Raw genomic sequence first — 13,117 nt, 5'->3', positions numbered from 1 at the left:
ACCGGAGCAGTTGTTGGCCCTAGCCACGCCTCCAGCTTAGAATTTGCGTTCGAAGCGCATGATGCCGGCCACCTGATCCGTATTGGCCGCATCCCAGTTCGTGTACGAGATTTCGGGCTGAACGAGCAGATGCTCTACCGGGCGCCACTGCACGTTTGCCGTTCCCGCGAAGATCTTGGAATCCGTGTAGGCAATTTGAACGTTGGCCGAAAGCTTGTCAGAAATCGGTTCGGTAAAGCCGGTCCACAGTGCCCAGTCACCCCAGCCGCAGTCTGCGCGATCAACCGGACAGGCGCCGCTGGCGAGATTGGTGCCGGCATAGTTGTTGAGCTTGTCGCCGTCGGTGTTCCAGCCGCCCATCAGGAAGACCTTGAAATCGCCAAAGGCGACATCGATGCGTGCCTTGATCGCACCTTCCTCGACAATGGAATCATAACCGCCGACGAACTTCAGCTCCCAGACATCGGCCTTGTAACCGGCGCCTGCAACGACATCGGGCATATAGTGATCGGCCTTCGAGGTCACCCAGTCATGCGTTGCGGCCGGATCGGGATCACCGAAATATGTGGCATTGTCCGAAGAGTTGGAATCTTCGAGCGAAACCACCGCGGTGAAACCGTTGCCGGCGTCATACATATAGGTGAGTTGGTTGAGCTCGTATGGGCCGTCGTAGATGACGTCGTCGTTGGCGACGTTGCCGGCATAGTCGGTATAGGAAATAAACTGCGAGTCGAGCTTGCCGACGGTGATGCCGGCCAGACTGATGTTGGCAAACAGCAGCTTCTCCTGCAACGTGGTGTCCTTGGTTTGCCAACGCAGGACCGTGTTGGTCTTCAACGGGCCGTATTCCGTGTCCGTTGCGGTATCGATGCCCAACTCGGCACGATTGCGCCAAAGCGTTCCGAAATCGGAATCAGGATTGTAGGCGTCGTACCATTCGCCCTGCGTCCTCACCCTACCGCTCAATTTTAGACAGGTATCGGTCCCCGGTATATAGAAATACTGAAGCCCGAATGCGTCGCAAATCCGGACATATTCAAGCGGTTCCGGCTCGGCGGCGACGATCGCATCGGCCGCGTACAACCCAGGCGCGGCAACAAGGGACACAGAGGCGCAGAGAAAAATGCGACTGATCTTCATTGTAGGTTCCCCATGCCAAATGGCACACCTAGAGCGAAAAAGAGTATCGAACCACAACCCCACATAAGCTTGCCTCATCGGCACTATGTCGACAACTGTCCAGGCGAGCAAATTGCAGCCTGGTGCACAATTAAATTCACGTGTTGCTTTAGTATCGCTTATGGCAAGTGCATCTTAGCGGCCCGAGTTGTGCGTAACATGCTGTCGCGGCTGGAAAATCATCACTCAATGAGCGATCTGATCCTGTCGAGATCCGCCTGCGTAACCGGATTGTAGACCACCATGCTGAGATCGGGACGGCCATCAACGGCAAACGCTGAATATTCGAACCCGATCGGGCCGAGAACCGGGTGCTTTATGTGCTTGACGGCCTCGCCATGGCTGCGAAGGTCGTTGTCGCCCCACATCACTTTGAACTCGGGGCTTAGCCGGCAGAGTTCGTCGACGAGGGGTTCCACATCCGCCGCCGCCCCTGCTCGTGCCGCGTCTATCTTGAACGCGCCCACGACGAAGCGCGCGACGCTTTCCCAATCATACTGCACAGCCCGGGCGCTCGGGTCGAGGAAGACGAAGCGCAGGATGTTGCGCTGCTCCGGCGGCAGCGATCCGTAATCGATCAGCATGACGGTCGCAGCGCGATTCCAGGCGACAACGTCCCATATGGCCGTCCTGATGAGGGCGGGGCTCGGTTCCAAGGCATCCAGCACGCGCTGCAGCCGCGGCGTGACACCTTCATCTTTCCTGTAGCGCACCTCTGGTGGATGACCGAGCCCGAGCAGGAAGAGATGCTCGCGCTCGAGGTCCGTCAGCATAAGGGCGCGGGCGATCCGGTCGAGCACATCAGCCGAAGGCGCCCCGCCTCGCCCCTGTTCAAGCCATGTGTACCAGGTTGGGCTGATATTGGCGCGTTGCGCCACCTCCTCGCGACGCAGGCCAGCCGTGCGGCGGCGCGCTGGAGAAAAACCGAAGGCAGCCGGATCGAGCTTCGCGCGCCGTTCCTTCAGATAAATCCCAAGCGGATTCTCGCTCGTGACGTGCTCACCCATCTTGTTAGCCATTATACCACGATAATCTCACTACTTTACCAGGATAATCTATAAGTACACATCTGTCTCCAACGAAACCATGGAGACTGTACTGATGCGTGTATTTGTCACCGGCGCGACCGGTTTCATCGGCTCGGCCGTTGTAAAGGACCTGATTACGGCTGGCCATCAAGTGATCGGCCTTGCTCGTTCGGAAGAGAAAGCCGCAGCTCTGGCTGCCGCCGGTGCCGAGGTTCTGCGCGGATCGCTTGAGGACTTGGACAGCCTCAGGGAGGGCGCCGAGCGGTCGGATGGCGTCATCCACCTGGCCTTCAACCATGACTTCTCGAAATTCGTGACGAACTGTCAGGACGATCGCCGTGTGATCAGGGCGCTCGGCTCCGCGCTCGCCGGCTCCAACCGCCCCTTGATCGTGACCTCTGGGACGCCAATAGCCAACACCGTGCCCGGTCAGCCGGCCGAGGAAGGCAATGCGACCTTCGGTTCGGACGTGCATCCTCGGGCAGCCTCGGAGGAGGAGGCCGCTTCTGTCGCCGCCGACGGGGTCAATGTCTCGGTGGTGCGACTTCCGCAGGTTCACGACACCGTCAAGCAGGGTCTCATTACCCCTGTGATCGAGATGTATCGCGAGAAGGGCGTGTGCGCCTATGTCGGAGACGGACGAAATCGCTGGCCGGCGGCGTACATTCTCGATGTAGCCCGCCTCTACAGGCTGGCGATCGAAAAGGCTGAGCCGAACGCAAAGTATCACGCGGTCGCGGAAGACGGTGTGCCGATGCGCGATATTGCGGAAGCTATTGGTCGACGCCTGAAGCTGCCGGTCAAATCCATCGCCCCGGAAGAGGCCCAAGCCTATTTCGGCTGGCTCGCAATGTTTGCTGGGCACGACATGCCTGCCTCCAGCGCGCAAACGCGGAGGAAGCTTAAGTGGGAGCCGATTGGGCCCGGGTTGATCGCCGATCTCGAACTGTTGCGCAGCGCCGACACCTGAGCTTGCGGGAGTTTCCACAGAAACAAGCGAGGGTGCGATATATCTGCGCCAACGCCGGTGAAAGCGAACTGGCAAGTTCTGCAAGCACTTGGCCTGTCCTGCCTACGCTCGTCCTCGACTATCGCGGACGAGCTTAAGAAGCGCCACATTTCCTTCCTGGTTCTTCGAATTCGTTGTGTATCGGCTGCTTGGAGGCATTAGTCGCAATTCGCGACCTGAGACATTGCTTGGGCACGGCTGCATGTGCCGCCTGCGCTACCAATCCGCGCCAATATCGACTATACTTTCGCCCCTGAATAGTCTGGCTTGTTCGTCGGTCGCTTCGCTTCGAAGCGACCCTTCTCGAAGGAGCTCCCGGTGGTTCGTTGAGGACGCAGCCGACCTCAGAAGGGGGATTTGCCATGAAAATTGCGCAGACATTGTTGATTGGGACTGCTGTGCTGGGGGTCAGCCTGTTCATGGCTCCAGCCCAAGCGGCGGAGGACCATGTCCTTGTTTTGCCTGACAAGGTCCAATGGGGGCCTGCTCCCCCGGTGCTTCCAGCCGGAGCTAAAGCGGCGGTACTCTATGGCGATCCGGCCAAGGAGGGTCAATTCGCGCTTCGGCTCAAATTGCCACGTGGATATCACGTTCCTCCCCATACGCACCCAGTGGACGAGAACGTGACCGTTATCTCTGGGAGGTTCCAACTCGGCATGGGAGAGGCTGCCGACAAGAGCAAGGCTAAGGCGCTACCCGCCGGCAGCTTCTTTTCATTACCGCCCGGTATGGTCCACTATGTCTACACAGACGAAGAGACGGTGATTCAGATCAATACCGTGGGTCCATGGGGCCTTAAATACGTCAACCCGAAGGACGATCCTCGCAAAAAAATGTGATGGGCTTTGCCTTCTCCTGAGTTGGAGGGGCGGCCGAGCCGCCCTTCTGACGATCGTAGTGCGCCCCCAGCGTCGAGTGCCGGCGTTGCGCGGATGAACACATCCGCCGTCAGCTAGAAGAACCCACCAGCGACTTAACCAGACTTATGATTCTAAGCCGCGTCCGTGCGTCTTTGATCTTGGCGAACGCGCGGTTTAGTTCGATGCCCTCCCCTGAGGCGAGGAAGCCAGCTAGGCCATTCCCAGCAGCAATAATTTCTTCCCCAATAGTCTCTGGCGGCACAGAGGCGTCCTCGAAGAAATATGAAACCGGCACATCAAGGCAGTTTGCAACGCTTTGCAACCGGCTGGCGCCGACCCGGTTTGCGCCTTTTTCATATTTCTGCACTTGCTGAAACGTCACATTCAGCCCTTCTGCGAGCCTCGTTTGACTCATGCCCAATATGCGACGCCGCATTCGAATACGTCTCCCGACTTCGACATCAATCGGGCTCGGATCCTTCTTAATTGGACCCTTATGCACGATTCTCTCTTTCTGGCAGACGGTGCCTCGACGCTTACAGACACAGCAAACTTGATAGGAAAGCGATAGGTCGATACGCGTCGACCTCCTGTGTTTCCGCTCTCTGCCCGCAACGTCGAAAGTGTTGACACCATCTCGACGAAGGCTTGCTGAATCGACAGTCTGAATGGGCAGCAAGACCGCCCATCGAGCTTGGGGAATCGATGGGCGGGGGGCTGCTTCGGGATCCCGAGGACATCATAACCACAGGACCCACTGTCCATGACTGCCGTCCCGCATGTCAAACTTCAACAGGGATTGCTCCATGCCGTAACCTTGCGTTTCGCTTTCCTGCGCATTCAGGATAATATTTGCGTTATGCGAACATATCTCGTCGGCAACGGTGGATGCCTTGCCGTGTCCTTAGGCTTTGCCGATCGATGATCGCTGAATAACCGCCACGCCTTCGACCGCTTGTTCAAGCCGCACCTTTAGCAATGCTGCTGACGGTGTTTTACTTGCTCCCACTCCGACGCAGTTTCGCCGCATCGGATGGCATTTCACCGAAGGATTGGTGATAGAGCGCTGCGAAACGTCCCATATGGGAGAACCCCCAGCTCCGCGCGACTTCGGCAACCGACATAGAAATGGCCGGATCGGCAAGCGCTTTGCGAGCGCCTTCCAGGCGGATGGTCCGCAGATAATTTAGAGGCGTGGTGTCCTTGAACTGCTGAAAGGCCGCCTGCAATGCCCGCACGCTGGTGCCAGCCGCCTCAGCGACATCGGTGATACCTATCGGAGACGAAATATTGGCGTGCATATATTCGATTGCTCTCTTCAGGCGCTTTGGTATCGCTGGAGACATTGGTTTTGCCAGCCGCACGGAATAGTTATTTGGCACGGTTTCCAGCAGCATGGTCATCATCGCCTGCAACAGGCGTTCGATGAACGTCGACGAGGGCTGATGCTCGTGGTCAATGTCCAGGCAACTCCAGACAAGATTTCCGAGTGCCGCTATCCGCGAACCTTTTACAGTTGTCAGGTTCACCACGTCGGCAAAATCGATGCTGCTGGCGACCGGCGCATCCAGCAGTTCACTCAACTGCCGGATCATCGCGGACTTTTCGAACGCCATGCCGATGTGGCTGCGACCCTCATGAAGGACCAGCTTATCGAAGCACGACATGTCACCCAAGAGGCCCGTCGCCGGTTCCGACACGAGCTGTTTTCGGCCCGTGTCGATTGCCATCACGCTTGAGGACGGAAGGTAAAGAGCGTAGGCGTCTGGCCCGCCTGAGAGCGTGACCTTCATTCCGGAATGGCATCTTCCGTTCCAGACGCTACAGCGTCCAACGGCGTAATGCTGGTCTTCTACCGAGATCAATGCGCCGCGCTGGAGGGGCTCCACCTTCGCGGGCGACAAGGTTCTTGCATAGTGCTCCGTCATTTCGTCGGCATCGGCATTCACGATTCTGAATACGGAATGAGTGACGTACCTCATTATTTTCCCCAAACCAGCGATCCTTAAGGACGCTCTCAGGGTTACCCCAAACCACATGAGAGCAGACCGCAGATCCCACTATCCCTATCCGTAATCCTAGACGAACGGCGGCGTGAATGCATCATCGGCCGAAACACTGCCCAAAACGCAATAGGAAGATGGACAGATGCTTCCTGATGTTTGTCAAACACAAGGCGTGGAAGTAGCGCCAAACGCTCTCCCCGAAGTCCATTTTTATCCACTTAGCGTATTCCATATCCTTTTTACGAATATAAATTCGCAAATCCGGATCATCGAATTGCATGTTAAGTAATTATTATCGGCGAGCACCGACATCAAAGTAGTTCTAGAAGGCAAAACCTCGGAGATCGACCTTTGTTGAACAAGTCGGCATAGATCGCAATAAACTCCACTCCCATCAATTTTTTTGACGTTCTATCCGCGATTTTTATTGCGAAAAACTTCGCAGATCCAGAACCCGTGCTCCAAATGAAGCACGGCGTTGCAATCTTATACGGTTAAGGCGCCGCATGACGAAAAAAATCCGCAGACAGCCGTTCGGCAAATTATACGAGCTTTCGAAGCGGCTGATCGTCGATAGATCGGGAAATTTTGGCGGGATAACGGTCTTGCTCGCCGTTCCTCTCGTGGCAACGGCCGGCTTGGCACTGGACGTTACAAATGCGCTGTTGGTCAGAACGGAGCTTTACAACGCAGCCGATGCCGCAGCGATCGGCGCAGTTGCGGATTCCTCCCCCGCAGTGGCCGCGGCAATGGCCATGTCCGGTGACGGCACTGTTACGGTTGGCCAGGATGACGCGCGAAAGCTTTTCTTCGGCCAGGCATCCGCGGACCTTCGAAACATACCCGTCAACATCGATATTGCCGTGACGAAAGCTGCGAACATGGTTACGTCCACGGTGACCTTCAACGCCACGGTACCAACCACGCTTCTGCAGATTTTGGGGAAGACCTCTATACCGATAGGCGGATACGCTACCGCTCAGTACCAGACTGCAAATTTCATCGATTTCTACATGCTTCTCGACAATTCGCCTTCAATGGGCGTCGGAGCGACGTCGACCGACATAACGACCATGCAAAACAATACGAGCGATAGCTGTGCGTTTGCATGTCACAACCTGGATACGACAAACAACTATTACAATTTGGCGAAGAAACTCGGCGTCAGCATGCGCATCGACGTCGTGCGTCAGGCCACCCAGAAGCTAACGGAGACAGCCACCGCCAACCGTTCGAGCCCTAACCAATATCGCATGGCCGTTTACACCTTCGGAAGCCAGGCCGAAAAGGCAGGGCTAACAACCGTATCCGACCTATCGGCCGACATGACGCAAGTGAAAAATTCCACCGATGCAGTGGATCTGATGACCACTCCCTATCAAAACTACTTCAGCGACCAGCTGACCAGCTTCGACACGATGCTGTCGCAACTGAAGACGGTGATGGGCACCGGCGGCAGCGGCACGACCAATACCGATCGCTCAAAAGTGCTTTTCTTCGTGACCGATGGGGTTGGCGACAGCCATAAGCCAAGCACATGCACGAAGACGTTGACGAGCGGCGGCCGATGCCAGGAACCGATCGACACGTCTTTCTGCCAACCCCTGAAGAACCAGAACATCAAGATCGCCATACTCTACACGACCTATCTGCCACTGCCGAAAAACGGCTGGTACAATACCTGGATAGCACCATTTCAGTCGCAGATTTCCACGCGCCTCCAAAGCTGCGCCTCGCCCGGCTTATATTTTGAAGTCAGTCCGACACAGGGCATTGTCGATGCGATGAATGCACTGTTTCTCAAGGTCATTCGCTCGCCGCGGCTCACGGGATAATCGTCGTAAGGGGTGCGGGCGCAGAGCCTCTTGACGGAATGTTATCGATAACATAGCCTCTCTTCACCGGCCGCGCTTTTGCGTTCAACCAATGAGCAAGGCTTGTCGGCTACTGTCGCGCACGATCAGTTCAGGCGAAATCCTCACATCGTCCACGCTCTGCCCACCATCAAGGATATCGAGGATCAATCGGGCGGTCTTTTCGCCGATTTCACGCGCGAAGGCGTTGATCGTGGTCAGCGTCGGTACGCAAACCTCGCCGATTTCATAGTTGCCGAATCCACCGATCGCGAAACGCTCCGGGACGGGAACGCCCAATCGGCGGCATTCCGTCAGCGCGCCATAGGCCGCAAGGTCGGACACGCAGATAACTGCCTCGGTGTCCGGATAGGTTTCGATCAACTTCGCCATTGCATTGGCACCCTCGCGCATCGAAATCGGCGGCAGCCCGGCGGCAATCAGGCGTGACGCATCGAACCCGTGCGCTTGCATTGCAGCAACAAAGCCGGTCCGCCGCTCGCTACCGCGGGTATCGCGTCCGACATCACCGCCGATGAAAGCGATGCGGCGGTACCCTGAGCGGACGAAATGATCGACCATATCGCGAACGGCGCCGGCGTTGGAGAATCCCACGTAGTGACCGATTGGCTCGGCGGGAATATCCCACGTCTCTATCACCGGGATATTGACCGTCTCCAACAGACGCCGGGCGCGTGGTGTATGCTTGCCGCCGGTCACGACAATCGCCTGCGGCTTGCGACGCAGAAGCTGCTCTATGAGCCGCTCCTCCTCCTGCATGTTGTAGTTGGTATATCCCAACAGGATCTGCATGCTGCGCGAGGCCAGGGTATCTGAGAGCCCGCCAACGGTATCCGCAAAATTGGCGTTGTTGATGGAAGGAATGGTGACGGCGACGAAATCGGACTTCTGTGAGCGCAGGTTGGATGCGGTGCTGTCGAAGACATAACCCAGATCCTCGGCCGCGCTGAGGATCGCCTCCCTGGTCTCCTTGCTGACCAGACTGTCCGCCTTGAATGCGCGAGACACCGTCATGGGAGAAACCCCCATGACGCGGGCTATGTCAGCCATGGTTGGCGGCTTGCGATTATTGCTCATCAACGGTCCATGTTATCGATACCACAAGAGTAATATGCATTTCCCGCCGATGGCAAGAGCACCTTCTTCTTATGCCGAAACGAAAACGCGGAACCTTTCGGCCCCGCGTCGAACATCGTGTTGGACAGCGAATTCATAACGCAAATTCATGGGCCACTGTAACGTGGTGATGAATGATGACGAACCGTCGCGGCAGCATCGCTTTAGAGTGACGCTGTGATGCCGCCATCGACATAGAGCACATGCCCGTTGACAAAAGAGGATGCGTCGGAGGCCAGAAAGACGCAGGCGCCGACCAATTCCTCGACGCGTCCCCAGCGCCCGGCCGGCGTGCGCTTCTCCAGCCATGCCGAAAAATCGGCATCGGCGACCAGTGCGGCATTCAACGGCGTGTCGAAATAGCCCGGCGCGATGGCATTGCATTGCAACCCGTATTTCGCCCAGTCCGTTGCCATGCCCTTGGTGAGATTGCCGACGGCGCCCTTCGTTGCCGTGTAGGGCGCGATCGACGGGCGCGCCAGTGCGGTCTGGACGCTGGCAATATTGATGATCTTGCCGGCGCCGCGTTTGATCATGTGGCGCGCAACGGCTTGGCCGACGTTGAAAACGCTCGATATATTGGTTCGAAGAAGACGTTCGAATGCATCGGCTGGGAAATCTTCCAACGGCGTGCGGAACTGCATGCCGGCGTTGTTGACCAATATGTCGATGGCTCCGGTCTCGGCTTCGAATTTGTCTATGGCGTCATGAGAAGCTTGATGATCCGTCACGTCGAAGGGCAGAACGTGAACCGTGCCGTCGAACTGAGCTGCGGCGTTGCCGAGCTTTTCCGCGTCGCGGCCGTTGAGCACCAGCTCGGCGCCCGCGCCCGCCAGACCCTGCGCAAGGGCCAAGCCAATGCCTTGCGACGAACCAGTCACAAGCGCGCGCCGCCCTTTGAGATCGAAGAGGCCAAGAGACACCGTTTACTCCATTTTTTCATCTCGACAAATGTCGTTGTCCCTGTTTATGTTATCGATAACATTCGATGTCAAGGGAGGAATCGAAAAGATGGAAAAGCCGGTTATCCTTCAGGTAGGACCCTATCCGCAATGGGATCAGGAACCCCTGGATGCGGCGTTTCGCGTCTACCGCTATTTCGAGTCCGCGGACAAGGCCGCCCTTTTGGCGGAGGTCGGTCTGACCATAAAAGCGATTGCCACGCGCGGCGAACTCGGCGCCAACAGGGCCATGATCGAAGCCTGCCCCAATCTGGAATTGATTTCGGTCTATGGTGTCGCTTCGACGCGGCGCTTTCTGGCGCTGGACAATGTTCTTTTGCAGCCCCACCACGCCTCGGGCACCGTCGAGATGCGTAAGGCCATGGGCCAGCTTGTCCGCGACAATCTCGCCGACCATTTTGCCGGCCAGCCGCTGCCCACACCCGTTCTTTGAGGAGAAAGACATGAAGGCCATCGTCGCTCACGCCGCCAAAGATATACGCATTGAGGAACATCCCGAACAGGAACCGGGTGCGGGGGAAGTCAAGCTCAGACTCGCCACCGGCGGAATCTGCGGCAGCGATCTACATTACTACAACCACGGCGGTTTCGGCACGGTTCGATTGAGGCAGCCGATGATCCTGGGCCACGAAGTCAGCGCGACAGTTGCGGCACTCGGCCCTGGCGTCCAAGGACTTGAGGTCGGCCAGCTCGTGGCCGTTTCACCGTCGCGCCCCTGCCGGACCTGCCGCTATTGTCAGCAAGGCCTGCACAATCAGTGCCTGAACATGCGCTTCTACGGCAGCGCAATGCCTTTCCCGCATATTCAGGGTGCATTCCGCGAAACACTTGTCGCCGATGCCATTCAATGCGTCCCAGCTGACGGCCTGACGGCCGGCGAAGCGGCGATGGCCGAACCGCTGGCCGTCACCCTGCATGCGACGAAGCGCGCTGGCGAGATGCTGGGCAAGCGGGTTCTCGTCACCGGCTGCGGACCGATCGGTGTCTTGTCCATCCTGGCCGCCCGACGCGCCGGAGCGGCGGAAATCGTGGCGACCGATCTCTCGGACTTCACCCTTTCACTGGCCAAGCAATGCGGCGCAGACCGGGTCATCAACTCAAAGCAGGAACCCGATGCGCTCACCGCCTATTCGGCAGACAAGGGAACCTTCGACATCCTCTATGAATGCTCGGGGGCTGCCGCCGCTCTCGTTAGCGGGATCGCAGCACTCAGGCCGCGCGGGATCATCGTCCAATTGGGCATCGGGGGCGACATGGCGCTGCCAATGCTGACCATCACCGCGAAAGAGCTGGACCTGCGCGGCTCATTCCGCTTCCACGAAGAATTTGCCGTGGGCGTCGACCTGATGCGCAAGCGTCTGATCGATGTCAGGCCGCTGATCACCCATTCCGTGCCGCTCGCCGACGCGATCGGCGCTTTCGACATCGCATCCGACCGCAGCAGGGCCATGAAGGCACAGATCGTCTTCTCCTGAAGCGCGGCTCAGGGAGCGATAAGCCATGCAGCATGATGAGAGATAAGCAAAATGTTCGAAATTGTAGATCCGGCTTTCTAGGTTCGTCCTCGCAATGCTCCCGTCAAATCGATCGCTAACGGCTTCGATTGGATTGAGGGCCCCGTCTGGTTCGGCGACCTGAATTGCCTTCTCTTTTCCGACATCCCCAACAATCGCATCATGCGCTGGATACCGGGTGTCGGCACCAGCGTCTTTCGTGAACCATCCAACTTTGCGAATGGCCATACGCGCGACCGACGGGGCCGCCTCGTAAGCTGCGAACACGGCAGCCGGAGCGTGACGCGAACGGAATTTGATGGTTCGATTTCGGTGATTGCCGACGGCTACCAGGGCAAACGGCTGAATTCGCCCAACGATGTCATCGTGGCGTCCGATGGCGCCATCTGGTTCACGGACCCGCATTACGGTATCGCCACGGATTACGAAGGGTACAAAAGCGAGCAGGAACTGCCCTGCAACGTCTACCGCGTCGATCCATCGGGTTCGATCGTAGCCGTGCTCACCGATTTCAATTGCCCGAACGGGCTGGCGTTCAGCCCGAATGAAAAGAAACTGTATGTCGCCGACACCGGCCGGATGCACACCGACGATCCACGCCACATCCGCGTCTTTGGCGTCGGAGCAGACTGGCGTCTAGCCGGTGGTGACGTCTTTCATGAAATCTCGCCGGGCTGTGCCGACGGAATACGGATGGACAGCGACGGCAATCTCTGGTCCTCGGCCGGGGATGGCGTCCATTGCATTTCGCCGGACGGACATCTCATGGGTAAAATACGGGTGCCGGAGACCATCCAATCTTTGCTTCGGCGGACGCGGCAAACATAAGCTGTTCATTACGGCAACCACCAGCGTTTATGCGATTTCGCTCAACAGGCACGGGGCGCTTTGAGCCTGTGCCCGGCCACCGGGGAAAGAAGCCGACGGTGGTGCCTACGGTAGTCGTGCGGGAACTCGCCGGTTTCATCTGGGCAGTTGCAAGGGAGACGGTAGCCATCTCATAATAGTTGCGTCCCTGGGGGGCTCACTCACGCTTGCCGGAAAGGGCCGTTACCTTGACGTCGCAGGCCGTCGACGGATCAATCGAATGAGGTTTCAAGACTAATGATTTCGTCCCGCGCCCAAGCCTCGGCCAAGCCCATCAACTGGCTCATCTCCTTTTTAAGGGCGACGGTCCGGCTGATATTATCCGCATGCTCGCTATCCCGGCGAATGTAGTAGAACTCGCCAACGGCTATCCCCGCCGCCTTCCGCCTCTCCTCAAGCGACGACTTCAAATCCGTCAGCTCCGTCTTGATTGCGAGATAGCGCCGCATGACGGCGATCAAGCGCAGGTCGTTGTCTGTACCATCCATATTAGCATTTTCCAAAACTCACCGGTCCCGGAAGAAACAGATTCGCGCTTTCCTGTCACGCAACCTGCGCGATGCACGACTGACGTCGCCTTCGCTCTGAAGAGAAAAAGCCCGGCGCGGCAGGAGGTAAGCGGGTCCGAAAATCGATGTGCAATGTTGCACTGCAGCCATTTTACGGCAGAACCCTACCATCTCGGTTCTGCGGCAGCTTTCG

Annotated in this window: 12 protein-coding genes and 1 pseudogene; 6 read left to right on the top strand and 7 right to left on the bottom strand. The window is 57.6% G+C overall.

The features are described 5' to 3' along the window. Nucleotides 1-36: 36 nt before the first annotated feature. Together FHT86_RS14785 and FHT86_RS14780 are read right to left on the bottom strand one after the other, a co-directional pair. On the bottom strand, nucleotides 37-1,140 hold the full coding sequence (locus FHT86_RS14785; RefSeq protein WP_133707553.1) for a porin: 1,104 nt from the start codon (nucleotides 1,138-1,140) through the stop codon (nucleotides 37-39). A gap of 221 nt (nucleotides 1,141-1,361) precedes the next feature. Further along, nucleotides 1,362-2,186, bottom strand: a complete 825-nt coding sequence (locus tag FHT86_RS14780; protein ID WP_133707552.1) for a helix-turn-helix transcriptional regulator — start codon at nucleotides 2,184-2,186, stop codon at nucleotides 1,362-1,364. Between the two features lie 94 nt (nucleotides 2,187-2,280). Between FHT86_RS14780 and FHT86_RS14775 the strand changes: the two genes are divergently transcribed. Together FHT86_RS14775 and FHT86_RS14770 are read left to right on the top strand one after the other, a co-directional pair. Beyond that, the gene (locus tag FHT86_RS14775; protein ID WP_133707551.1) at nucleotides 2,281-3,177 is read left to right on the top strand and encodes an SDR family oxidoreductase; all 897 of its coding nucleotides are present in this window, start codon (nucleotides 2,281-2,283) and stop codon (nucleotides 3,175-3,177) included. A gap of 401 nt (nucleotides 3,178-3,578) precedes the next feature. Continuing rightward, nucleotides 3,579-4,055: a cupin domain-containing protein gene (locus FHT86_RS14770; protein WP_133707550.1), complete on the top strand. Its 477-nt coding sequence runs from the start codon at nucleotides 3,579-3,581 to the stop codon at nucleotides 4,053-4,055. 109 nt (nucleotides 4,056-4,164) lie between these two features. Here FHT86_RS14770 and FHT86_RS14765 read toward each other — a convergent pair whose 3' ends face one another. Both FHT86_RS14765 and FHT86_RS14760 read right to left on the bottom strand, forming a co-directional pair. After that, nucleotides 4,165-4,512 (bottom strand): helix-turn-helix domain-containing protein, encoded by a 348-nt coding sequence (locus FHT86_RS14765; RefSeq protein WP_133707549.1) that lies wholly within the window; start codon nucleotides 4,510-4,512, stop codon nucleotides 4,165-4,167. Between the two features lie 559 nt (nucleotides 4,513-5,071). Beyond that, nucleotides 5,072-6,058: an AraC family transcriptional regulator gene (locus FHT86_RS14760; RefSeq protein WP_133707548.1), complete on the bottom strand. Its 987-nt coding sequence runs from the start codon at nucleotides 6,056-6,058 to the stop codon at nucleotides 5,072-5,074. A gap of 530 nt (nucleotides 6,059-6,588) precedes the next feature. Here FHT86_RS14760 and FHT86_RS14755 point away from each other — a divergent pair. Continuing rightward, nucleotides 6,589-7,917, top strand: coding sequence for a pilus assembly protein TadG-related protein (locus FHT86_RS14755; protein WP_133707547.1), 1,329 nt, complete (start codon nucleotides 6,589-6,591; stop codon nucleotides 7,915-7,917). Nucleotides 7,918-8,001: 84 nt separating this feature from the next. Here the strand turns inward: FHT86_RS14755 and FHT86_RS14750 are convergent, their stop codons facing one another. Then, nucleotides 8,002-9,033, bottom strand: a complete 1,032-nt coding sequence (locus FHT86_RS14750) for a LacI family DNA-binding transcriptional regulator (protein ID WP_133707546.1) — start codon at nucleotides 9,031-9,033, stop codon at nucleotides 8,002-8,004. A gap of 203 nt (nucleotides 9,034-9,236) precedes the next feature. Next, nucleotides 9,237-9,995, bottom strand: a complete 759-nt coding sequence (locus tag FHT86_RS14745; RefSeq protein WP_133707545.1) for an SDR family oxidoreductase — start codon at nucleotides 9,993-9,995, stop codon at nucleotides 9,237-9,239. A gap of 88 nt (nucleotides 9,996-10,083) precedes the next feature. On the opposite strand from FHT86_RS14745, the gene FHT86_RS14740 reads away from it, so the two are divergent. The 3 genes and pseudogenes from FHT86_RS14740 (at nucleotide 10,084) to FHT86_RS14730 (ending at nucleotide 12,440) form a co-directional block, all read left to right on the top strand. After that, nucleotides 10,084-10,467: a hypothetical protein gene (locus FHT86_RS14740; RefSeq protein WP_133707544.1), complete on the top strand. Its 384-nt coding sequence runs from the start codon at nucleotides 10,084-10,086 to the stop codon at nucleotides 10,465-10,467. A 10-nt stretch (nucleotides 10,468-10,477) separates the two neighbouring features. Further along, nucleotides 10,478-11,509 (top strand): L-idonate 5-dehydrogenase, encoded by a 1,032-nt coding sequence (locus tag FHT86_RS14735; protein WP_133707543.1) that lies wholly within the window; start codon nucleotides 10,478-10,480, stop codon nucleotides 11,507-11,509. Nucleotides 11,510-11,560: 51 nt separating this feature from the next. Further along, nucleotides 11,561-12,440 (top strand): annotated as a pseudogene (locus tag FHT86_RS14730) (SMP-30/gluconolactonase/LRE family protein). 187 nt (nucleotides 12,441-12,627) lie between these two features. Here the strand turns inward: FHT86_RS14730 and FHT86_RS14725 are convergent. Further along, the gene (locus FHT86_RS14725) at nucleotides 12,628-12,903 is read right to left on the bottom strand and encodes a hypothetical protein (RefSeq protein ID WP_133707542.1); all 276 of its coding nucleotides are present in this window, start codon (nucleotides 12,901-12,903) and stop codon (nucleotides 12,628-12,630) included. Nucleotides 12,904-13,117: the final 214 nt, after the last annotated feature.

The sequence above is a fragment of the Rhizobium sp. BK313 genome, from assembly GCF_014193655.1.
In the GTDB taxonomy this organism is placed as follows: Bacteria; Pseudomonadota; Alphaproteobacteria; order Rhizobiales; family Rhizobiaceae; genus Rhizobium.
This window is presented reverse-complemented; position numbering and strand designations above follow the sequence as displayed.